This window comes from Anaeromassilibacillus sp. An172 (genome assembly GCF_002160515.1).
Taxonomy (GTDB): Bacteria; Bacillota; Clostridia; order Oscillospirales; family Acutalibacteraceae; genus Limousia; species Limousia pullorum.
The window spans coordinates 35,871-56,861 of record NZ_NFKS01000012.1 but is presented as its reverse complement, the minus strand read 5'-3'; the positions used below and the strand labels follow the sequence as shown (position 1 = coordinate 56,861).

Genomic DNA, 20,991 nt, shown 5'->3' with positions numbered 1-20,991 from the left:
TTTTTATTCTCTTTTTAATCTCATAAGTGAACCTGCCGGAACAGGCTTGTCTGTAACCATTTCCAGCTGTTCCATTGCGTGGTTTGCGGCTTCCACATCTTCACCGTTTTTATTTATAAGCTTAATAACCTTTGTGTTAAAGGAAAAACCGTCAGGTGGCAAAATATCAAGTGTATCGCCTACAAAAAATCTGTTTCTCTGGGTAATATGAGCCACATTTTCAATGGAATCGTTGCATACCCCAACAAAGTCGTATTTTCTTATATATCCGCCGTTGTTTGTTACCTGTCCCGGCTCATTTCCGAAATAAAAACCTGTGCTGTATTCTCTGTGGCTGATTTTTTCCAGTTCCTCTTTAATCCATGGCTGTAAATGATAATTTTCGCCCATTGCCATGAAATCGTCCACCGCATGACGGTAGGCGTTTGTTGTAACTGCGGCATAATAAGCGGATTTTGCTCTTCCCTCGATTTTAAGGCTGGAAACTCCGGCTTTTACCAATTCCGGAATATGCTCAATCATACACATATCTCTGGAATTATAAAGATAAGTTCCGCCGTCCTCCTGCTCTACCGGGAAAAACTGACCTTCTCTGTTTTCCTCATAGAGATGATATTTCCAGCGGCAAGGCTGTGCGCAGTCGCCACGGTTTGCATCTCTTCCTGTAAGATAGGCAGAAATAAGACATCTTCCGGAAAAAGAAACGCACATTGCTCCGTGTACAAAACACTCTATTTCCAAATCATTTGGAATTTTGGCTCTAATCTGGGCAATCTCATCCAAAGGAAGCTCTCTTGCCAAAACTACTCTGGAAGCTCCAAGCTGGTGGAAGGCTCTGGCTGTTTCGTAATTGACAATTCCTGCCTGTGTGGAGATATGGCGGTGAACCTTTGGCGCATACTTTGCAGCCATATTAAGAACGCCTATATCAGCTATTATAAAAGCGTCAACACCTATTTCTCCGCAGTAGGTGAGAAAATGGGGAAGCTCTTCTATTTCATTGTTTCTTGGAAGAGTATTGCAGGTAACATAAATCTTTGCGCCCTTTTCATGGGCAAGTTTCACCGCTTTTTGAAGCTCTTCCTCTGTAAAATTTTTGGAAGCAGTTCTCATTCCAAACATATTTCCTGCAAGAAAAACCGCATCCGCTCCGAATTTCAGAGCGGATTCAAGGCATTCCATATCCCCTGCAGGTGAAAGTACCTCGGGTCTAATCATAGTTTATCTTAACCTTTCTTTATTATAGGGTTACTCTTCTACCAAACCTGCCTCAACAAGGTTTCTATTGTGGTCGTATGCATTAGTAGCATAGTAAGCCACAGATGGGCTGTCCTCAGTAGGAGCTGAATGGCAGAAATAATAATAGTTTGTATCATTAGGATAAAGAGCCGCCATAATTGCATCAAGACTTGGGTTACAGATTGCGCCTGCCGGCAAACCATAAATTTCATAGGTATTATAGTTGCTCATATAGTCGCCCATATCCTCAGGTACTGCGCTTTTTGAACGGTAAGGATAATAAACAGTAGAGTCGCAGTCAAGTCTTGAAAGACCCTCGTCAATGTGGGATTCAAGGCGGTTATGAAGAACAGAGGAAACATTGTACATATCCTCAACATCAGCCGCCTCAGCCTGAATGATAGAAGCTATTATCATTATTTCATCCATAGAATACTGACTGTCATTTATCATATCTTCTATGGTTACGTCTTTTTCGTAATTTTCATTTTCGTATTTTGTGTAACAAATTCGCTTTTCATAGTTGCTCAAAAAGCGTTCTATAGTTGTTTCCGGGTCCTCATTTTTGTAGAAATCGTAGGTATCCGGGAACAGATATCCCTCAAGGCGATAATATTTACCCTCGGAAGAAACATTTTGTAAGAAAGGATAGTCCTCGTCATATATATCGCTGTTTAAAAGCTCGAAGAACTTTTCTCTGTCTGTTAAAACTCCCTCTTCCTCAAGTTTGTCCGCTATTTCAAGGGCATTCATGCCCTCGTAAAGCTGAACTGTAACAATATCTGTTCTGTTCAGGTTGCTCTGCATGTAGTTTACTATCTGCTCGTAATCCATGTTTTGGCTCATATCAAAAGAGCCCTGTCTGAATCCGTCGGCAGAACCTGTAACGCTGACATAGAGCTTGAAAAACAGTTCGCTGTCAATTACATGATTTTCCTGCAATATTGAAGCCACTTCATCCAATGTTGGATTAGCTCCGATTTCAACATGAACTGTTGTGTCGTCCTGTCTGTTAACCGCCAGCATATCGTTGAATCCAAGAACCAAAAACTGACCTAAAATTATACCCATAACCAAAGTTGAAAGCAACCAAATATATTTAAAGGTCTTTTTATTCTTTTTCATTCGTTTCTTTTCCAGCTTTTGCATACGCTTCTGCTGTTTTTTTGTATAGCCTTCCTCATAAGAAACAGGGTCGTTGCTGAAATTCATATAATCGTTTTCGTTACGAATATCAGACACAACATCTACAGGTCTTTCTCCGGAATTAGATAATTGCTCACCGTATCCTGCACTGTAGCTGCTGTTATTGTATGAGTCATAATTCTGACCATAGTTTTCTACATATTCGCCATGATTTCCGCTGTTGCTGTAAAGATAATCTCCGCTGTCATATCTTTCATTATTAGGTTTTTCTGAAAAACTATTAAGGTCGTAACTATTCGAGTTAACACCGTTATCTGAAAAGTGTTCTCCTCTTTCCGGGAAATGACTGTTCTCTTCAACCAAATCCAAGGAAGATGAAGGGTTTATTTTCATTTTAAAATTTTCAACTTTTTTCCTTCTGTTCTCCATGAACATCTCTTCGGAATTGTTGTTTAAGTTTTTGTCCTCTGACATTTCTACACAGCCTTTCCTATTGTCTCCTGTTTGCTTTTCTTTTTCTTATGTTGCGGACAAACCTTTCTGTGATTATTAAATCCACAGGTCTGTCAAAAAAACCGTGGGGGAGCTTCCATTTTACGCAGCTGCTGTAGCAAAGTCCGATTTTATCACCCTGAAACAGGGATAAAAAACGGTCATAATAGCCCATTCCAAATCCAAGCCTGAATCCCTCAGAATCAAAGGCAAGTCCTGGAACAATGCAAACTCCCTTGGAAAAATCAGTGACCTTTTCGCATTTATCCGGTATAGGCTCCATAAGTCCGTAGGTGCTTTTCTCCAGCTGGTCAAAAGATTCGATAAAAAAGAAATCCATCTCCCTTTTATCTGTGACACATCTGGGAACAGCAACCCTTTTGCCGTCTTTCAAAACGGCTTCAATAATAGATATTGTGTCTATCTCAATGGGTTTTGATACAAAAGCAAAAACTATGTCGTTGTTTTTGTACTCCCTTGAAGCCAAAAATCCTTTTTTCAGAAGTTCGTCATATCTGCTTTTCTTCTGAGGACTCATATTTTCACGTATTTCTCTGTATTTTTTTCTAAGCTCCCGTTTTACAATTCTGATATCGTTTACGGGCATTGCATAGCACCTTTGAGCTTTTCGGCTCTGTCCTCTCCCAAAAGAAGAGAAACTATCTCAAGACCGAAATCTACAGCACAGCCCGCTCCTCTTGATGTTATTATTTTTCCGTCCCTTGTTACAGGCTCGCCTGTATGCTGGGCGCAGTCAAGTTCACTTTCAAAGCCCGGGAAACATGTGGCTTTTTTGCCCTTTAACACTCCAAGATGTCCCAGAACAGAAGGAGCGGCGCAGATTGCAGCAACCGGCAGGTCGTTCTGCACGCAGTAATTTACACTTGCCGCAACAATAGGAGAATTGTCCAGATTAAGTGTGCCGGGCATACCTCCCGGAAGAATCACCATGTCCATATTGTCTGTGATAACTTCACTTTCCTCAATATCAGCAATGACCTTTATTCCGTGAGAACCTCTGATTTCTTTTCCGCCTACACCTACGGTTACAACTTCAAGTTCAGCTCTTCTCAATATATCAACCGGAGCTAAAGCCTCGATTTCCTCAAATCCGTTTGCCAAGAAACAATAAATCATTGTCGTTTCCTCCTTTATTTTAATCTTTTGTAAGTCCTATATAAATCGTATGGGAAAACTCCACAGACTTATCAAGGACATTTATCATTCCAAATTTATTTTCAGAACAGCAGGGAACCCTTACTGTGATTTTCTTTATATCATCAAATTCAGAAAATACGCTGTTCAGCACTTCTTCCACAGGTTTTTCCGATATAAATTCGGTTGCTACAGTCTCTTTTGAACTGCTCTGAACCGTCATGTAAAAATCTTCACCGGAAACGGAAAAACCATTGTAAATGCTGTTGTATCCCAAAGCATTTTTAACTGTTTTATCGGGAAACTGCATAACCTGAACAGGCTGTTTTGCAGTTTTCCTCAGTTTAATTATATTATCTGTTTTTTCTTTTTCATCATAAATTAAAGGGATTTTTTCCGATTTATGATTTTTTAAAAGCTCATAATCTCTAATCTCAGTTCCGTATAAAGGAACATATCCCAGCTTGCCGTAATAGGAATAAAGACCCTCGTTTGCCGGAAGCAAAACTGAAGCCTTGTGGCCCTCTTTAAAGCTATCCATAAGAGCGTATTCTATAAGGGAAGACATTATTCCTCCTTTTCGGTATTCGGGCAATGTTGCCGCTCCGAAAAGATAATGAACCCTTTGAGAAATTCCATTTTTATCCTCTATTTCACCGTCAATAAGATAAAGAGAGGCACAGCAGATATCGTCTATAAAACAGCAGTAGCATCTGCTGTCAGGATAAATATTTTCAAAAACAAATTTTGTGCCCTCATCTGTATCGAAAAAACACTTTTTCCAGATATTTTCAAGCTGAGGTCTTAAAGCTTGTTTTTCACAGTCAGGTACTTTTCTGTACTGCCTTTCCATAACAATCATTCCTTTGGAATTGCGGCATATCTTGTCAAAACTCTTTCAGGGTAATAGGAAAGCTTTGCTTTTCTAAGTCCCTCAATTCCCATATCCTCTTCACGGTTCAAAAGTTCATAATCCGTATAGGTCTGGGCAAAGCAGTTGTTAATCATTGCATAAGCTCCGTCAAAATTGAGAGCTTTTTCAAAGTTTACGTCGCAAACCTTGTCGTTTATTCTGGACGCCGCAGTCATGGCAACAGGCTCGTCGTTTACATAAAGAACCCCGCCGAACATTCCCAGGGTATCAAAATTATAAAAAGCTCTGTTGATTGCGCAGTATTCAGCGCCGAGGCTTTCTCCGCCTGAACCGGTACAGCCGTTTACCGCACACCACTTAGCCGCAACTGTCAGTGCGTCATCAAAGGTTTCCTTGCCGAGCTTTTCAAAGCGATATTCCGGATAAAGTCTTTTAAACTTTGAGATATGGTTTCTCTTTGCGTGGTACTTCTTTCCGGGCAGGTCAGCCAAATTAGTTCTCAAATAGATATAATCGGCGGAACCGTCCATCTCTTCATAGGTAAATTCACCCGGGTAAAGCTGCTCAAGCTCCTCTTTATTCTCATCTGTGAGCATAGCAAGTCCGATAAATTTTCCGTATCTCTCAATGCTGTCCTGTTTTATGGTTTCGATTACGGATTTTATATCGCCTTTTCCGCAGGGGTAGCTGTATTTCTTGTCGTTTTCTTCTCCGAAAATCTTAATAACGAAACCGTCCTTTACAGCGGCTTTTATTCCGTATCTTTTACCCCACAAATACATTGTGGCAAATGAAGCGTCGGAACCCATATGGCCAGAGCTTTCAAAAATTTTTGTAAAGGCTTCTACATCTTCCAGTTCTATCTCTTTAAACTCAAGCAAACCTTTTTTTAATTCTGTCATAAATTTAAAAATCCTCTCTTGAACGATAATCGTTCGCTCTTTAGATGAAAATATATATCTGCTTTCATCAATCTCTTTTTATTATTAACATTTTCAGGAAAAATAATTGATTATTTTATCAATCATAAAACCGAGTCTTTTATAATTTTCATTATATCTTCGTTTATTTCTGAAATTCCTCTGATTTCACCGTCTGCACAGCAGTTAACTATTCTCCAGTCAAGCTTTTCTGCTGAATACATGGCGGATTTTCTACAGTTTAAAAGATAATTCATATTCTTTTCGTGAATATCTTTTTTAGATTCGTCACCTTTATATCTTTCACTGAGAAGCTTCTGAGAAACCTCAGGCAGTACATCCAGATATATAACGGCGTCAGGAGCCGGAAGCTTCAGCTTATTATATTCAAAATCCTCAAGCCAATAAAGATACTCGTCTTTTTCTTCGTCGGAAAGCTTTGAAAGCTGGTAAATCGCATTTGAAGTGGCATATCTGTCAGCAACAAACACCGTACCGTTTTCATAATCCTCTTTCCAAAATTTCAAAAAGCTTGCCGCACGGTCTACAGCGTAAAAGGATGACGCAGTATAGGCGTTTACATCAGTGGGTTTATCTCCGAACTCTCCCTTTAAATACATTTGAACAAGCACAGAGCTTGGCTGTTCATAGTCGGGAAAGGAAATTTTTCTGACATTTATTCCTGATTTTAAAAGATTATCATAAACCAGCTGTGCCTGAGTAGCTTTTCCGCTTCCGTCCAAGCCCTCTATAACAATAAGCTTACCTGCCATATTTTTTTCTCACTTCCTGCATTTTTCCGCAGCTCATTTTGCCCTCCGGACATTTGCCGAAAAGACATGGCGGTCCGCAGTGTTTAAACAGCTCGGGAGCAACCTCAAGGCACTGCATAAGCATCTGCTCAGCAAGACTTCTTATCTCCCACTGAGCTCTGTTGCAGCATCTGTGGGCAAAGAAGTTTTTGAGACTGCGTGCATTAAATGTGCAAATCATCTTTGTGCAGCAGGCGTTTGGAAGCACAAATCTTGCGTCCTCTATAGCCTTCTTTTCCGCCGCCTTAGCCGCAGCTTTTTCGTCCATACCGGAAGCAATAAACTCATCGTAAGCCTGCTTTTTAAGGATTTCTGCAAGCTTATCGTATTGTTCTTGGTCTCTTTTCATTGCATCAAGAAAGATTTCCTTTGCCTCAGGATTTTTCTCTATCTCAGGAGGCAGAACATATTCAAACTGCTTTTCTGCCACATACCTCTGGCTCTGAACGCTGTAGGAAGCTATTCTGTGTCTTGTTATCTGTGCCAGTAAAGCACGGGAAACTCCCTCTATTCCAAAGGTAAAGGATGCGTGTTCTATAGGGCTTTCGTGTCCTATTTCAGAAAGCATGTCAACAAAAGATGAAACCTTTTCATCGGTCAGTCCCTCTCCGATATCGGAAATCTTTGAGGGTGAGTAACAAAGTTTTGCCGCCATTGCAACCGTTTTTTGAGGGTCGGGAGTATATGCCAGCAATGTTACCTTTAATGCCATTTTTTAACCTCTTTTCTTAAATTTCGTCTGATTTTTCAGTCATACAAATACATATTAAATTTTAGCATATACGCCATTAAAAATCAAGACGACTGATATCCAAAAACAAATGGACACTATTATTAAGATTATATAACAAGCATTGAGTGACTCCATTCTTCAAGCCTCCTGCCAAAGGGACAGCAGTGCCTTGGTAATCCCATGTCTGCTAACATACAGGTTTTTCTTGAAAAATAAATTCATTGTGCATTGACGTTTTATATATTATTTTATATCAATGCCAAACGCATCATAACCAATCTCATTTATAAATCAAAACGTCTATCCCAACCTATAATAAAAGTTCATCTCCTTATGCTGCCCAATGCACGACAGATAAAAAAACAAAACCTAAATGAGAGCGAGCCATTCCAATTTACTCAACCAAAGGTCTCGCCCGACCTGAAACGACGTTTATTTCCAAAATAAACCCATGCAGGTCGGATATAAAAAAATCGGATATAAAAAAGAAACGGCGGTGAGATTAGTCACCGCCGTCGAAATTTATTTTATACAGTTAATTAAAGTCTTGTGATAACTTCATTTTTGAAGAAATCTTCTACAGTATCAGGGGATACTGAAAAAATCTCGTCGTCAATTTTAACGCTGACACCGTTCTGGCAGTTTCCAAGGCAGAAAGCTCCTGCCAATTCAACTTTATCAACCAGGTCGTTGTCATTGATGAGACGCTTAAGACCTTCTACAACTGCTCTGGAACCCTTTACGTGGCATGAACTGCCAATACAAGCCGTAATTTTCACAATGTTTTCCTCCGATTATTCGTAATCGCAAACATTTACCCAGCTGAGAAGGAATTCTCTCTCCTTCTCATTACCCTTTACGGACTGAGAAGCTGCTACGATTGGAAGCCACTGCTGTACATACTGCTTAGCTGTATCGCTCTTCTTGCAGAAGAGATCAAGATACATATCGCCCTCGGCAAATTTGCCCTCGAGATAGAACAGGAGATATGTTCTGGCTGCGTCTGCGGAAGCGTTACCCTGAGTAGCATGTGACCAGTCAAGGATGTACATTGTTCCGTCGTCTTTTACAATAATGTTGCTTGGGTTGAAGTCACCGTGGCAAACCTTATTGTGCTTAGGCATGGACTCAAGACGTGTATGAAGTTCATATCTTGTTGTTGCATCAAAGTCTGTCTCGGAGATCTTTCTCTGCATCTTATCCTTAAGCTTGTTGAGCAAAGGACATCTCTTTGAATGCATCTCAAGCTGAAGGTCAACGAACATGTTCATGTATTCCTCGAGCTTATCAGGATTCTTCTCCATAAGAGTTGCAAGAGTTTTGCCCTCGATAAAGTCGGAAGTGATTGCCCACTTGCCGTCGATTTTGCTAACTTCCTGAACCTTAGGAATGTTAAGTCCTGTTTCCTCTACACGAGCCTGGTTAAGAGCCTCGTTGAGGATGTTTGCCTTAGAAAAGTTCTCGTCGAAAACCTTTATAGCTTTGTCTCCATCCTTATAGACAGTTTTGTTGGTGCGAACGCCAATAACTTTCTCGAATTCCATTATAAATCCTCCCTTAAATAAACTTTTTATAGGGCTTATTTTATCGGGCTTAAGTCGATTGATTACTCGCCGTAATAAGCCTTAAGGTACATCTCCTTGATTTCGCTCATGAGCGGATATCTTGGGTTAGCACCTGTGCACTGATCATCAAATGCCTGCTCAACCATATTATCAAGAGTATCAAGGAAGTACTTCTCGTCAACGCCGTACTCCTTAATTGTCTTCTTAATACCAACCTTCTCCTTGAGTTCGTCGATTGCCTTGATAAGGTTATCAAGCTTCTCAGCATCGTTCTTACCCTTAATTCCGAGATAATCTGCAACCTCAGCATAACGAGCAAGTGTATGCGGATGATCGTACTGTGGGAATGTACCCATCTTTCTGGGAGTCTCGGCAGCATTGAATCTAAGAACGTGGTCGATCATCAATGCGTTTGCAATACCGTGTGGCAAGTGATGGAAAGCACCGAGCTTATGAGCCATGGAGTGGCAAACACCAAGGAATGCGTTAGCAAATGCCATACCAGCCATAGTAGCTGCGTTAGCCATCTTCTCTCTTGCAACAGGATCGTTTGGACCGTTGTCATAGCATCTTGGGAGATAATCAAAGATCATCTTCATAGATCTGAGAGCAAGACCGTCTGTGTAATCTGTAGCCATCATTGATGCATATGCCTCAAGGTCATGTGTCAATGCGTCGATACCGGAAGCAGATGTAAGTCCCTTAGGAGCATTCATCATAACGTCAGCATCGATAATAGCCATCTTTGGAAGAAGCTCGTAGTCAGCAAGCGGATACTTAACGCCTGTCTTCTCGTCTGTGATAACAGCGAAAGGTGTAACCTCGGAACCTGTACCAGCAGATGTTGGAACTGCGATGAAGTATGCCTTCTCACCCATCTTCGGGAATGTATATACTCTCTTACGGATATCCATGAATCTCATAGCCATATCCATAAAGTCAACTTCCGGATGCTCATACATTACCCACATGATCTTACCAGCATCCATTGCGGAACCGCCGCCCAATGCGATAATTACGTCAGGCTGGAATGCTGTCATAGCAGCAGCACCCTCTTTTGCACTTGCAAGTGATGGGTCTGGAGCTACGTTAAAGAATGTTGTATGTGTAATGCCCATTTCATCGAGCTTGTCTGTGATTGGTTTTGTATAACCGTTGTTGTAAAGGAATGAGTCTGTAACGATAAATGCCTTCTTCTTGCCCATTACTGCCTTGAGCTCGTCAAGTGCAACAGGGAGGCAGCCCTTCTTGATATAAACCTTCTCAGGTGCTCTGAACCAAAGCATATTTTCTCTCCTCTCGGCAACAGTCTTAATATTGATAAGATGCTTAACTCCAACGTTCTCTGAAACAGAGTTTCCGCCCCAAGAGCCGCAGCCCAATGTAAGGGATGGAGCAAGTTTGAAGTTGTAAAGATCGCCGATACCACCCTGTGAAGAAGGTGTGTTAACAAGGATACGGCAGGTCTTCATTCTTGCAGCAAACTTCTCGATCTTAGCAACCTCTGTTACCTTATCAAGGTATACAGAAGAAGTATGGCCGTAACCGCCGTCTGCAACAAGTCTTTCTGCCTTGTCAAGTGCTTCGTCAAAGTTAGCTGCCTTGTACATAGCAAGTACAGGAGAAAGCTTCTCGTGAGCAAACTCTTCGCTGAGGTCAACGCTTGTTACCTCACCGATAAGGATCTTTGTATCCTCAGGAACCTCAACGTTTGCCAAAGCTGCGATTGTGTGTGCCTTCTGGCCAACAATCTTAGCGTTAAGAGCGCCGTTGATGATGATTGTCTTTCTAACTTTTTCTGTCTCGTCTGCTGTGAGGAAATAGCAGCCTCTCTTAGCAAACTCTCTCTTAACCTGATCATAAATGCTATCCAAAACGATAACTGACTGCTCAGATGCGCAGATCATACCGTTATCAAATGTCTTGGAGTGAATGATTGAGTTAACAGCAAGAAGTATATCTGCTGTATCATCAATGATAGCAGGAGTGTTACCTGCACCAACGCCCAATGCCGGCTTACCTGAAGAATAAGCAGCCTTAACCATTCCAGGACCACCTGTTGCGAGGATGATGTCAGCCTCTTTCATTACCATGTTTGTAAGCTCGAGGGATGGAACATCGATCCAGCTGATGATGCCTTCCGGTGCACCTGCAGCAACTGCAGCCTCAAGAACAACCTTTGCAGCTTCGATTGTGCACTTCTTTGCTCTTGGGTGTGGGCTGATGATGATACCGTTTCTTGTTTTAAGAGAAATAAGTGTTTTAAAAATTGCTGTTGATGTTGGGTTAGTTGTAGGGATAACAGCAGCAACAACACCGATAGGCTCTGCAACTCTTCTGATGCCGAATGCCTTGTCTTCCTCTATAATACCGCAAGTCTTTGTGTTCTTGTATGCATTATAGATATACTCAGCAGCATAGTGGTTCTTGATAACCTTATCTTCTACAATTCCCATGCCTGTTTCTGCAACAGCCATCTTTGCAAGAGGAATTCTCTGCTGGTTAGCTGCAAGAGCAGCAGCCTTAAAGATCTCGTCTACCTGCTCCTGAGTGTAGGTAGCAAATTTCTTCTGGGCTTCTCTAACTCTGGCAAGAGCCTCTTCAAGTGTTTCAATGCTGTCAACCGTAAGATACTGATTATTAGCCATCAAATCGCCTTCCTTTTTATTAGTCATATGATGTTACCCGATTATATTTACACGGGAGTAGTCTTTGAGAAACTCATGAAAATCAGACACAATAAATCTCTCTTTAACCTTGTTAATATTTTAACAAAGTTACAAGTTGATTTAAAATGTAAAAAATGCATACCTCCATGTAAACACAAACATAAAGCCTAATAACAGATAACGTTCATACGCTGAACGTTGTAATAATTTTACATTTTATTTAGCTAAATGTCAATAGTTTTTATTGCTTTCATATTGAAATCATCGAAATTTTACGTTATTTTTTCAAAAGATGAAAATTCTACAAGAAACTATGAACTATTTTCCTGTTTTTTATTATGTTCATAAAAAATAAAAAAATCCGGCAAAGGCCGGATTTTTGTAGTCTGTTATTTTCAGATGAAAAATCAAACAGGACGAACGTGTGCTGCTCTGAGTCTGCCTGGATTTTTTGTATCTGATTCTGTTTCAAAAGTAACCTTCTGACCCTCTTTGAGTGTTTTGAAACCCTCAACCTCGATAGCTGAGAAATGTACGAATACATCGTCGCCGCCGTCGTCGTTAGAAATAAATCCGTAGCCCTTTGCTTCGTTGAACCACTTAACTGTTCCGTTGTTCATGAGTAGATCCTCCAATATGTAATAAAAATAATTATACTCTACTTTCCCTTCTGATAAAAAATCGCATACTCTTGTAAATCATGTGCCGCAAATGACTTACAAAAGCATGCGAGTTCAGTAAGCACTTTAGAATACAGGTGAATTATACCATGTTTTTCCTTGTATTGCAAGTTTTTTTAAAAATTTTTTAAAAATTTATCTCAAAATCAAAGCAACAGTCATTTTCGCTCACCAAATTAAACGAAAAATCAACAAGGTTTATCTAAATATCCCATTTAGGAACAAATTTTTTATCCGCCGATTTAAGCTCCTGGGCGAAACCATCTATTTCCAAATCATATAAAACATCCAAAACCTTGTTATACTCTCTCGGTGTTATCTTTCTGTTGAGCTTTTCAAAATCTTCGGCTTTTCCCATGGGGATGTACTGTCCCATAAGGCTGACAAGCACATTATCGCCGAATTTTTCCTTGATAATTTCAAGAACCTTTATACTGCTTTTTGTATGGTTTGGAAGTATCAAATGTCTTACGATTACACCGCTTGTTATCATGCCGTTTTCATCAAACTGCACTTTTCCCCTTTGACGAACCATTTCCCCTATGGCGTTTTCGGCTGTTTCAACATAATTGACGGCTTTTGAATATTTCTCTCCCAGCTCGTTAAATCCGTATTTAAAATCAGGAAGATAAACAGATACTATTCCCTCAAGCCTTTTAAGGGTTTCTACCTTTTCATAGCCTCCGCAGTTGTAAACTATGGGAATCTTAGGCATGTATATTTCAAAGCTTTTTATAATCTCATCTATAAAATGGGTTGCCGTCACAAGGTTTATATTGTGAACCCCTTTATCCTCAAGACTGCGGTAAATCTCCGAAAGCTCATAGGCGGTCACATATTTGCCCTGACCCATTGAAGAAATCTCGTAGTTCTGGCAAAATACGCATTTCATGGTGCAGCCGCTGAAAAACACTGTACCGCTGCCGTTTTTGCCGCTGATACAGGGCTCCTCCCAATAGTGAGGTGCCGCCAAAGCTATTTTCGGGATGGTTCCCATTTTGCAGAAGCCTTTTCCGCTGTATTCTTCCCTTTGGGCATTACAATTTCTCGGACATAAATTACATATCATAAAAATCACCAAGAGGATTATAGCATAAATACAATCAAATATAAACCGTATCGCAGTTTAATTTTTATATTGACATAAATTTTATACTACTGTATAATCAGACATATGGTATAGTGTGATATATTTTTATATTTTAACAACGCATTTATATGAATATATTATATTTTTATATCATCATTATTTTTAAAGGGGACATATAAAAATGAAAAGGGTATTGACATTATTTCTTGTGCTTGCAATGGCATTCTCTGCAACAGCTTGTTCGTTTTCTGATTTACAGAAAGAATTAGAAAATGCAATGAAGGAACCTGAGCAAGTATCAACCGACGGCGATTCTGAAGACAACACAAAAGACAATGCAGAAGAGCAGGAAACAGAAAAAGACAACAGCAATGCTTCATCTGATTTCTCAATAGATGAAACTGTTTTGCTGGATCAGGACAATGTTAAAATTACAGCTAAGAGCCTCGAATACGATTATTACGGCGATTTAATTCTCGATGTTCTTATTGAAAACAACACAGATCAAACTTTAAATTTCAGCATAGATCAGTTTGCCATAAACGGATATATGACTGAATACGCTTTCTTGTACGCTACTGTTTCAGCAGGTAAAAAATCCAACGAAACAATAGATATTCCTAAAGATGAATTGGATTTCCTGGATATTAAAACCGCAGCAGATATGACTATGACATTTTCTGTCAGCACAGAAGAATACGATGAATATCTTAGATCAGCTCCGGTTCAGTTAAAGACTTCTGCCGCTGAAACCTATGATTATAAATACGATGACAACGGTGAAGTTATCTACGACGGAAGCAACATAAAGATTGTTGCAAAGGGTCTTTTTGAAAACGCAAAATATGACACTCAGTCCATTTTACTTTACATTGAAAACAATAATGACTTTAACATCACAATGTCTACAGACGATGTTTCTGTAAACGGATTTATGATTGACCCATTCTTCTACTATGATATGCTTCCAAATTCTCACGCTTTGGCAACAGTTGATTTTGACAAAGAAGAACTTGCCAGCAACGACATTTCATCTATCAAGGATGTGACATTGTCATTCCACATAATCGACGATAACTGGGATACAGTCACCGAGTCAGGCGAAATAAACATTACATTCTAATGAAAAAATAGTTTTTCTATCAAACTAAAACTCCGGTAAAAATCATTTGCCGGAGTTTTATATTTTTGCAGTTAAAAAACAAAAATTTATTATTGACAAAAGCTTTATATGGGTGTATTATCAAACTAACATATGAACAGTTATTCATATGTTCAGATACAATTCATTTACGAAAAGGAGGCTGTATTGTGGCTAACCATGAAGAACACAAAAACAAGGTTATGGAAACCATAAAAAATATGCCGGACACCGACACTCTTTTCGAGCTTGCGGATTTATTTAAAATATTCGGAGATACCACAAGAATCAGAATTATGTGCGTTTTATTCCAAGGCGAACAGTCCGTCTGCTGTATTTCCGAAATTTTAGGTCTTGAGCAGTCAACTATTTCCCACCAGCTTAGAATACTCAGACACAACAAGCTTGTTAAGGTGAGAAAGGACGGAAAGCAGAGCTTCTACAGCCTTGCAGACGACCATATACACAAAATATTCAGTTTAGGTCTTGAACACATTAAGGAGTGACAATTATGAGCGGAACAAACCACAATCATCATCACCACAGCTGCGGCTGCAAAGCATGTTCAGCATCACAGGGTTCGGTTTTTACAAGCCATGAGGAACCCTGCTGTTCTCACAGCCACGAACACGAAAGCGATTCGGAAGAAAAACATCATCACAGTCACAGCCATGACCACAGCCATGGAGAAGAAAAACAGAATTATAAATGGCTGATTTTATCTCTTCTGCTTTTTGCGGCAGGAATTGTTTCAAGTATTTTTAATGCCCCTATATATGTTTTGATACCGATTTACGCATTAAGTGCATTGGCGGCAGGACACGAAATTTTTCTTGAGGGCGTAAAAACAATAGTAAAATTAAAAATTGACGAAACCACACTTTTAACCATCGCTGTTATCGCCGCTTTCTGTATAGGTGAATACCCCGAAGCGGCTATTGTAACAATTCTTTTTGAAATAGGCGAGATACTTGAAGCCAAAGCTGTTGCACGTTCAAGAAAAAATATTGCCAAGCTTTCAAATATCAGACCTGACACGGCTGTTGTAATTAAAAACGGAAAGGAAACAACTGTAGCCGCAGAGGAAGTTCTCACTGGAACTGAAATAATTGTAAAGCCACACAACAGAATACCTCTTGACGGAATAATCACCGAGGGCTTTACAACACTTGATTCCTCTGCAATTACCGGAGAAAGCATACCTGTTTCCGGAGAAAAAGGAACTGAGGTTCTCAGCGGTATGTTAAACGGTGACGGCCTTATAAAGGTTAAAACCACAAAGGAGCTTTCACAAAGCACCGCTTCAAGAATTTTAAAGCTTGTTGAGGATGCGGAAAAATCAAAAAGCAATGAGGAAAAGTTCATAACACGCTTTGCCGCTGTCTACACACCTATTGTTCTTGTTGTTTCACTTTTGATAGCTGTTATCCCAATTATTTTAGGCGGCGAACCTTCAGTATGGATATACCGTTCTCTCACCTGTCTTGTGGCTTCCTGCCCATGTGCTATTGTTATTTCGGTTCCCTTGGCTTTCTATGCCGGAATAGGAAGAGCCACTAAGGAAGGCGTTTTAATCAAAGGCGGAAAATATGTTGAAGCTATTTCAAAAGCAGACTGCTTTGCTTTTGACAAAACAGGAACAATAACCACAGGCAAACTGTCTGTATCAAAGGTTATCTCCCATGTACCGGAAGTTACGGAAGATGATATTCTTGCTTTGTGCGCCGCATGTGAGGTCAACTCCTCTCACCCAATGGCAAAGGCTATTTTAGAGTCCGCAAAAAACAAAGGTCTTGTTCTGCCTGACCTGGAAAATTACAAGGAAAAACCGGGATTCGGCGTATACGCAGAAAAAGACGGAAATGTCCTCATCTGCGGAGGAAAACGTATACTTGGAAATCACAATACACCTGCCGATAAAAATTCAAAAGTCTTTCTCATTGAAAACGGAAAGCTGCTGGGTGAAATCAGTTTGTCCGATGAAATAAGAGAGGAAGCAAAATCCGTTATCGGCGAGCTTAAAAGCTTAGGAATAAAAACCGCCGCAATGCTCACAGGAGATTTTCAGAGTTCGGCAAAGCCTATTGCAGAGGCGGTTGGAATAAATCTTCTGAAAAGCGACCTGCTCCCCCAGGAAAAGGTCGAGGAATTTTCTAAAATCAAAAATAATCGTGTCTGCTGTTATGTAGGCGACGGAATAAACGACGCTCCTGTTATGGCGGCTGCCGACTGCTCCTTTGCAATGGGTCTTGGAAGTGAAGCCGCAATCGAAACAGCCGACGCAGTTCTTTCAGGCGGCAACCTCTCACCTCTTCCAAAGACAATAAGGCTTTGCCGAAAGGTTATGAACACAGCAAAAGCAAATATTATCTTCGCTATAGCTGTTAAAGTTATAGTTGTTTCCTTGGGCGTTGCGGGATTTGCTCCAATATGGCTTGCGGTTCTTGCAGACACAGGAGTAAGCATACTTTGCATATTTAATTCAATCAGGCTTTTAAGGACTTAAAAGTCATCCATCCAAAAGCTTTTTACTGTACTTTTCTTTGATTTTCAAAACATTCCTGCAAAAGAAATCAATAGGCAGGCACAAAAGTCCCCAAAGGGTGCTGTACATCACGCACACCTGACCCAAAAGGTTAAAGGGCAGGTTTGAGTAGTTCCAAACCTCCATTCCCAGCCAAATGTTAACTATACAGCCCGCCGCAAACTCAATGGCTGTAATAATTGCGCTTCCTATTACGCATTTTTCAGGAATTGTCAAATCCTTATTTTTGCCGGTGTAAAGTTCAAAGAGAATTACAAAACATATACCGCTTACAAAAAACATTGACCAGTGGGAATAATGGCGCCAAAGCAGTTCTATGCCCACATAGGCACTTCCCCCCGATGTCATAAGCAAAATTCTTTTCAGTGTTTTTTTAACAATAACCATAGGAAATCACCCCGCCATGTTATTATTGCCACTGTCAGATTATTTATTTCATTTATTTTCTTAAAATCTTTCAAAACCCACAGCGATTTATCATTGCCGCTGTGGGTTTATTTTTTGCACAGAAAAATTTTTAAAACCTATTGACAACAGAAAACAATCTGATTATACTATAGGCAAGATAGTTAGTTACTAAAGTAACTAACTAACAAGGAGTGATGTGGTTGAAGATAAATACAAATATAGATAAACCCATATTCATACAGATTGCAGAACAGCTGGAGGACTCAATATTTACAGGTATTTTTCCTGAGGAAACAAAAATCCCCTCCACCAACGAAATCTCCGCTCTGCTGAACATAAATCCCCACACGGTTTTAAAGGGAATGAATATGCTGGTTGACGAAGAAATCATTTACAAAAAGCGAGGACTGGGTATGTACGTAAAGGACGGGGCAGTTAAAAAAATCAGACAGAAAAGACAAAGTCAATTTTACAATCAGTACGTCGCCGCCCTCATCGAAGAGGCTTCAAAGCTTCAGATGACAAAGGAGGACGTAATAAAGCTTATAGAAAGGGGTTACGAGGATGGACTCAATTCAGATTAAAAACATTACGAAAAGATACAAGGACGTCACAGCTCTTGATAATATCTCTTTTTCCTTTGAATACGGAAAAATATACGGCTTGCTTGGAAGAAACGGCGCCGGCAAGTCCACCTTGATAAATATAATCGCCAACAGAATTTTTCCTGACAGCGGCGAAGTCCTCATCGACGGTATTCCCACAAGGGAAAATATGGCGGTACACGAGAAAATCCACTGCATGAGCGAACAGGATTTATACAACACAAGTCTTAAAGTAAAAGAGCATTTTATGTGGATGAACCGTTTTTACTCATGCTTTGATATTGAAAAGGCTTACGCAATAGCTGAAAAATTTAATTTAAACACAAACAAAAAATTCAAACAGCTTTCAAAGGGATATCAGTCCATATTTAAACTCACTGTGGCTATTGCCTTAAACGTCCCCTATCTCATCTTTGACGAGCCTGTACTGGGACTTGATGCCAACCACAGAGAATTGTTCTACAACATTCTTTTAAACGATTACGAGGAAAATCCAAGGACAATAATTTTTGCCACACATCTTATCGAAGAGGTTGCAAACATCATTGAGGACGTTGTTATAATCGACAAGGGAAAAGTTCTTTTACAGGATTCAGCCGAAAATCTTTTGGAAACCGGCTACTGTGTTTCCGGCGTTACAGCAGAGGTTGACAAATTCTGCGCAGATAAAAAGGTTATCGGTGAGGATATACTGGGCGGTATGAAGCTTGCCTATATTTTAGGCGAACGAGAAGAGCTGCCGCAGAACAGCAATCTCCAGATTACAAATATGAATTTACAAAAGCTCTTTGTAAAGCTTACTGAGAAAGGTGGTATCTGACATGAAAAAACTTCAAACCGCTATACGCTATGAATGTTTAACCTCAGTGAAATACATATGGATTTTTTACACAATAATGCTTTCCATTGTAGCGGCTGTTTTTATTACTCTGAAGCTGTGCCTTGGAAACAATGAAAATATAAGTATGAGTGCACTGGAAAACAGCAGTATTATATATATAGGCATACTGGGAGTTATGGGGTTTACAGAAGACTTTAAAATGCTTATACAAAACGGATTTACCAGAAAATATATTTTTATTTCAACAATTTCCATGTTCATGTTTATAGCTGCGGTGCTGGCTTTTTTTGATACAATCATCGGTTCGGTAGCCCCTCTTGTGATGACTGAATATAAAAATTTTTTCGGTTTAATTTACGGCATTAAAAATCAGTATCTTTTGAACTGGCTTCTGCTGTTTTTAACCTACACCTTTGTTTCAAGCGTAACCTACTTTTTCGTAGTGCTCTTTAACAAAATAGGAAAGTATTTCTTTATCGCTTTTATGGTTGCACTTGGTATAATTCTTGGTTTTATAGTTCCTTTGCTTTTTGTCTATGTTATTCCGGAAAATGTAATCCAAAATATTTTTACTTTTCTTTCAAGAATAGCAGGATTTACCTCCGACGGAACAATAAACTATCTCTACCCAATAGCTTCATTGATAATAGGAGCTGGAATATTCGGAGGAATTACATATCTTATTTTAAGACGCACAGAGCTTAAAACCTGATGAAATCTCTGTATCTTCTACAAAAACTCACATAAGAAAAACGACCGTTTCCCTTTTGGGGATAACAGTCGTTTTCTGTTTTGTATTAAAATACGCAGTCAGGTCAAATCAATAGTTGGTAGCCTTAATTCTGAAATATGCCTTTGGATGGAAACATACTGGGCATACCTCCGGAGCTTCTTCGCCAACGTGGATGTGACCGCAGTTGCCGCATTCCCAAATAACGATGCTGCCTTTCTTGAATACTTCGCCCTTCTTTACATTGCTGAGCAATGCTCTGTAACGCTCTTCGTGCTCTTTCTCAATCTTAGCAACGCCTTCGAACTGCTCTGCAATCTCGATGAAGCCTTCTTCTCTTGCCTCTTTAGCGAATGTTGCATACATGTCTGTCCACTCGTAGTTCTCGCCGGCTGCTGCATCCTCAAGGTTCTCTGCTGTTGTGCCGATTCCGTGGAGAAGCTTAAACCAAAGCTTTGCATGTTCTTTCTCGTTGTCTGCTGTTGCAAGGAAAAGCTCTGCGATCTGGTTGTAGCCCTCTTTCTTAGCCTTTGATGCATAGTATGTGTACTTGTTTCTTGCCTGTGACTCGCCTGCGAATGCAGCCATCAAGTTAGCTTCTGTTTTTGTTCCCTTTAAGTTCATGTGAAATTCCTCCTTAACATTGGTTGTAATCTTTAAATATCTGATAAATTGGTTCCTAAAAGTCTGACAAAAACGGTTATCCGTAAGAAAAATGATAATCATTCTTGTTTCTGTTAATATAATACTATATTTCCCTTAAAATGTCAAGCAAATCTTTTTTGGAATAGAAACAATTTAACACTGCAAGAAAAGCGTTTGCGGAAAGATAAGTGGGCATACCAAGCTTCTTTAAAAGCTTTTCTCTGAGCTTTGCGGAGTTCTCTTTTCCGCTGAGTCCCAGCTCGTAAAAATCCGCCTTGGTAATCTCTTCAAATTCAGTTTCGGCAGATTTTGAACAAATATTCACTCCGCTTCTCTCCAAAGCTTCAATAATTGTTTTTTCGTCCAGACCCTCAACGCCCAGATATCCCTCTTTTGACACTTCAGCCTTTCGTTTTTCCTTGCCTCTTATCTGCGGGATATAGCAGTGCTTTATTTTTCCGGCAGGCACAATTCCCCTTAAAAAGTTTCTTATTACAAAACCTGCGGAATCGCTGTCTGTCATTATTATTATACCACGGGTTTCTGAAAGCTTTCTGATAAGCTTCTGTTTTTCTTTGTCTTTAAAGACACGAAAACCGCCTGTTTCGATTATTGGCGCATCTATAAAACCACGGAGAAGAATTTTATCGTATCTCCCCTCAACAATAACCGCTTCATTAAGCTTTATCATCTTTCAGCCC

22 protein-coding genes are annotated in these 20,991 nt (G+C 39.9%); 6 read left to right on the top strand and 16 right to left on the bottom strand.

Features of this window, described 5'->3' with window-relative positions:
- Nucleotides 1–3: 3 nt before the first annotated feature.
- From B5F08_RS07265 to B5F08_RS07205, 13 genes are all read right to left on the bottom strand, one after another.
- Nucleotides 4–1,218 carry a peptidase U32 family protein gene (locus B5F08_RS07265; protein ID WP_087377852.1) on the bottom strand — a complete coding sequence of 405 codons (1,215 nt, stop codon included), beginning with the start codon at nucleotides 1,216–1,218 and terminating at the stop codon, nucleotides 4–6.
- 30 nt (nucleotides 1,219–1,248) lie between these two features.
- Entirely contained in the window at nucleotides 1,249–2,859 is a 1,611-nt protein-coding gene (mltG, locus tag B5F08_RS07260) for an endolytic transglycosylase MltG (RefSeq protein ID WP_087377850.1), read from the bottom strand.
- Nucleotides 2,860–2,875: 16 nt separating this feature from the next.
- Nucleotides 2,876–3,484, bottom strand: coding sequence for a 5-formyltetrahydrofolate cyclo-ligase (locus B5F08_RS07255; protein WP_087377848.1), 609 nt, complete (start codon nucleotides 3,482–3,484; stop codon nucleotides 2,876–2,878).
- Nucleotides 3,475–4,014, bottom strand: coding sequence for a DJ-1 family glyoxalase III (locus B5F08_RS07250; RefSeq protein ID WP_087377846.1), 540 nt, complete (start codon nucleotides 4,012–4,014; stop codon nucleotides 3,475–3,477). The genes B5F08_RS07255 and B5F08_RS07250 overlap by 10 nt, the downstream gene beginning before the upstream one ends.
- 19 nt (nucleotides 4,015–4,033) lie before the next feature.
- Nucleotides 4,034–4,885 carry a GNAT family N-acetyltransferase gene (locus tag B5F08_RS07245; RefSeq protein ID WP_158096245.1) on the bottom strand — a complete coding sequence of 284 codons (852 nt, stop codon included), beginning with the start codon at nucleotides 4,883–4,885 and terminating at the stop codon, nucleotides 4,034–4,036.
- A gap of 5 nt (nucleotides 4,886–4,890) precedes the next feature.
- Complete coding sequence (locus B5F08_RS07240) at nucleotides 4,891–5,808, bottom strand: DUF2156 domain-containing protein (RefSeq protein ID WP_087377842.1); 918 nt, start codon at nucleotides 5,806–5,808, stop codon at nucleotides 4,891–4,893.
- A 122-nt stretch (nucleotides 5,809–5,930) separates the two neighbouring features.
- Nucleotides 5,931–6,599: a dTMP kinase gene (locus tag B5F08_RS07235; protein ID WP_087377840.1), complete on the bottom strand. Its 669-nt coding sequence runs from the start codon at nucleotides 6,597–6,599 to the stop codon at nucleotides 5,931–5,933.
- Nucleotides 6,589–7,350, bottom strand: coding sequence for an FAD-dependent thymidylate synthase (thyX, locus tag B5F08_RS07230; protein WP_087377838.1), 762 nt, complete (start codon nucleotides 7,348–7,350; stop codon nucleotides 6,589–6,591). Before thyX ends, B5F08_RS07235 begins: the two co-directional genes overlap by 11 nt.
- Before the next feature lie 560 nt (nucleotides 7,351–7,910).
- Entirely contained in the window at nucleotides 7,911–8,150 is a 240-nt protein-coding gene (locus tag B5F08_RS07225; protein ID WP_087377836.1) for a (2Fe-2S) ferredoxin domain-containing protein, read from the bottom strand.
- Between the two features lie 15 nt (nucleotides 8,151–8,165).
- Nucleotides 8,166–8,915 carry a phosphotransferase gene (locus B5F08_RS07220; protein WP_087377834.1) on the bottom strand — a complete coding sequence of 250 codons (750 nt, stop codon included), beginning with the start codon at nucleotides 8,913–8,915 and terminating at the stop codon, nucleotides 8,166–8,168.
- Between the two features lie 62 nt (nucleotides 8,916–8,977).
- The gene (gene adhE, locus B5F08_RS07215) at nucleotides 8,978–11,584 is read right to left on the bottom strand and encodes a bifunctional acetaldehyde-CoA/alcohol dehydrogenase (protein ID WP_087377832.1); all 2,607 of its coding nucleotides are present in this window, start codon (nucleotides 11,582–11,584) and stop codon (nucleotides 8,978–8,980) included.
- 428 nt (nucleotides 11,585–12,012) lie between these two features.
- A complete protein-coding gene (locus B5F08_RS07210) occupies nucleotides 12,013–12,225 on the bottom strand; it encodes a cold-shock protein (RefSeq protein ID WP_087377830.1) in 213 nt (70 codons plus the stop codon).
- A 262-nt stretch (nucleotides 12,226–12,487) separates the two neighbouring features.
- The gene (locus B5F08_RS07205) at nucleotides 12,488–13,354 is read right to left on the bottom strand and encodes a radical SAM protein (protein WP_087377828.1); all 867 of its coding nucleotides are present in this window, start codon (nucleotides 13,352–13,354) and stop codon (nucleotides 12,488–12,490) included.
- Between the two features lie 202 nt (nucleotides 13,355–13,556).
- Between B5F08_RS07205 and B5F08_RS07200 the strand changes: the two genes are divergently transcribed.
- The 3 genes from B5F08_RS07200 (at nucleotide 13,557) to B5F08_RS07190 (ending at nucleotide 17,022) form a co-directional block, all read left to right on the top strand.
- Nucleotides 13,557–14,498: a hypothetical protein gene (locus B5F08_RS07200; protein ID WP_087377827.1), complete on the top strand. Its 942-nt coding sequence runs from the start codon at nucleotides 13,557–13,559 to the stop codon at nucleotides 14,496–14,498.
- A 188-nt stretch (nucleotides 14,499–14,686) separates the two neighbouring features.
- Nucleotides 14,687–15,022: an ArsR/SmtB family transcription factor gene (locus B5F08_RS07195; RefSeq protein WP_330395808.1), complete on the top strand. Its 336-nt coding sequence runs from the start codon at nucleotides 14,687–14,689 to the stop codon at nucleotides 15,020–15,022.
- A 5-nt stretch (nucleotides 15,023–15,027) separates the two neighbouring features.
- On the top strand, nucleotides 15,028–17,022 hold the full coding sequence (locus B5F08_RS07190) for a heavy metal translocating P-type ATPase (protein ID WP_087377825.1): 1,995 nt from the start codon (nucleotides 15,028–15,030) through the stop codon (nucleotides 17,020–17,022).
- Nucleotides 17,023–17,025: 3 nt separating this feature from the next.
- Here the strand turns inward: B5F08_RS07190 and B5F08_RS07185 are convergent, their stop codons facing one another.
- Nucleotides 17,026–17,448, bottom strand: coding sequence for a putative ABC transporter permease (locus tag B5F08_RS07185; protein WP_087377823.1), 423 nt, complete (start codon nucleotides 17,446–17,448; stop codon nucleotides 17,026–17,028).
- A gap of 221 nt (nucleotides 17,449–17,669) precedes the next feature.
- Here B5F08_RS07185 and B5F08_RS07180 point away from each other — a divergent pair, with 221 nt between their 5' ends.
- From B5F08_RS07180 to B5F08_RS07170, 3 genes are read left to right on the top strand one after another with little or no spacing between them, the layout of a single operon-like run.
- Complete coding sequence (locus tag B5F08_RS07180; protein ID WP_087377821.1) at nucleotides 17,670–18,053, top strand: GntR family transcriptional regulator; 384 nt, start codon at nucleotides 17,670–17,672, stop codon at nucleotides 18,051–18,053.
- The gene (locus B5F08_RS07175) at nucleotides 18,034–18,894 is read left to right on the top strand and encodes an ABC transporter ATP-binding protein (RefSeq protein WP_087377819.1); all 861 of its coding nucleotides are present in this window, start codon (nucleotides 18,034–18,036) and stop codon (nucleotides 18,892–18,894) included. The genes B5F08_RS07180 and B5F08_RS07175 overlap by 20 nt, the downstream gene beginning before the upstream one ends.
- A 1-nt stretch (nucleotide 18,895) precedes the next feature.
- On the top strand, nucleotides 18,896–19,627 hold the full coding sequence (locus B5F08_RS07170; RefSeq protein ID WP_087377817.1) for a hypothetical protein: 732 nt from the start codon (nucleotides 18,896–18,898) through the stop codon (nucleotides 19,625–19,627).
- 108 nt (nucleotides 19,628–19,735) lie between these two features.
- Here B5F08_RS07170 and rbr read toward each other — a convergent pair whose 3' ends face one another.
- Together rbr and B5F08_RS07160 are read right to left on the bottom strand one after the other, a co-directional pair.
- Entirely contained in the window at nucleotides 19,736–20,269 is a 534-nt protein-coding gene (rbr, locus tag B5F08_RS07165; RefSeq protein WP_087377815.1) for a rubrerythrin, read from the bottom strand.
- 124 nt (nucleotides 20,270–20,393) lie between these two features.
- Nucleotides 20,394–20,981, bottom strand: coding sequence for a toprim domain-containing protein (locus B5F08_RS07160; protein WP_087377813.1), 588 nt, complete (start codon nucleotides 20,979–20,981; stop codon nucleotides 20,394–20,396).
- Between the last annotated feature and the right edge of the window lie 10 nt (nucleotides 20,982–20,991).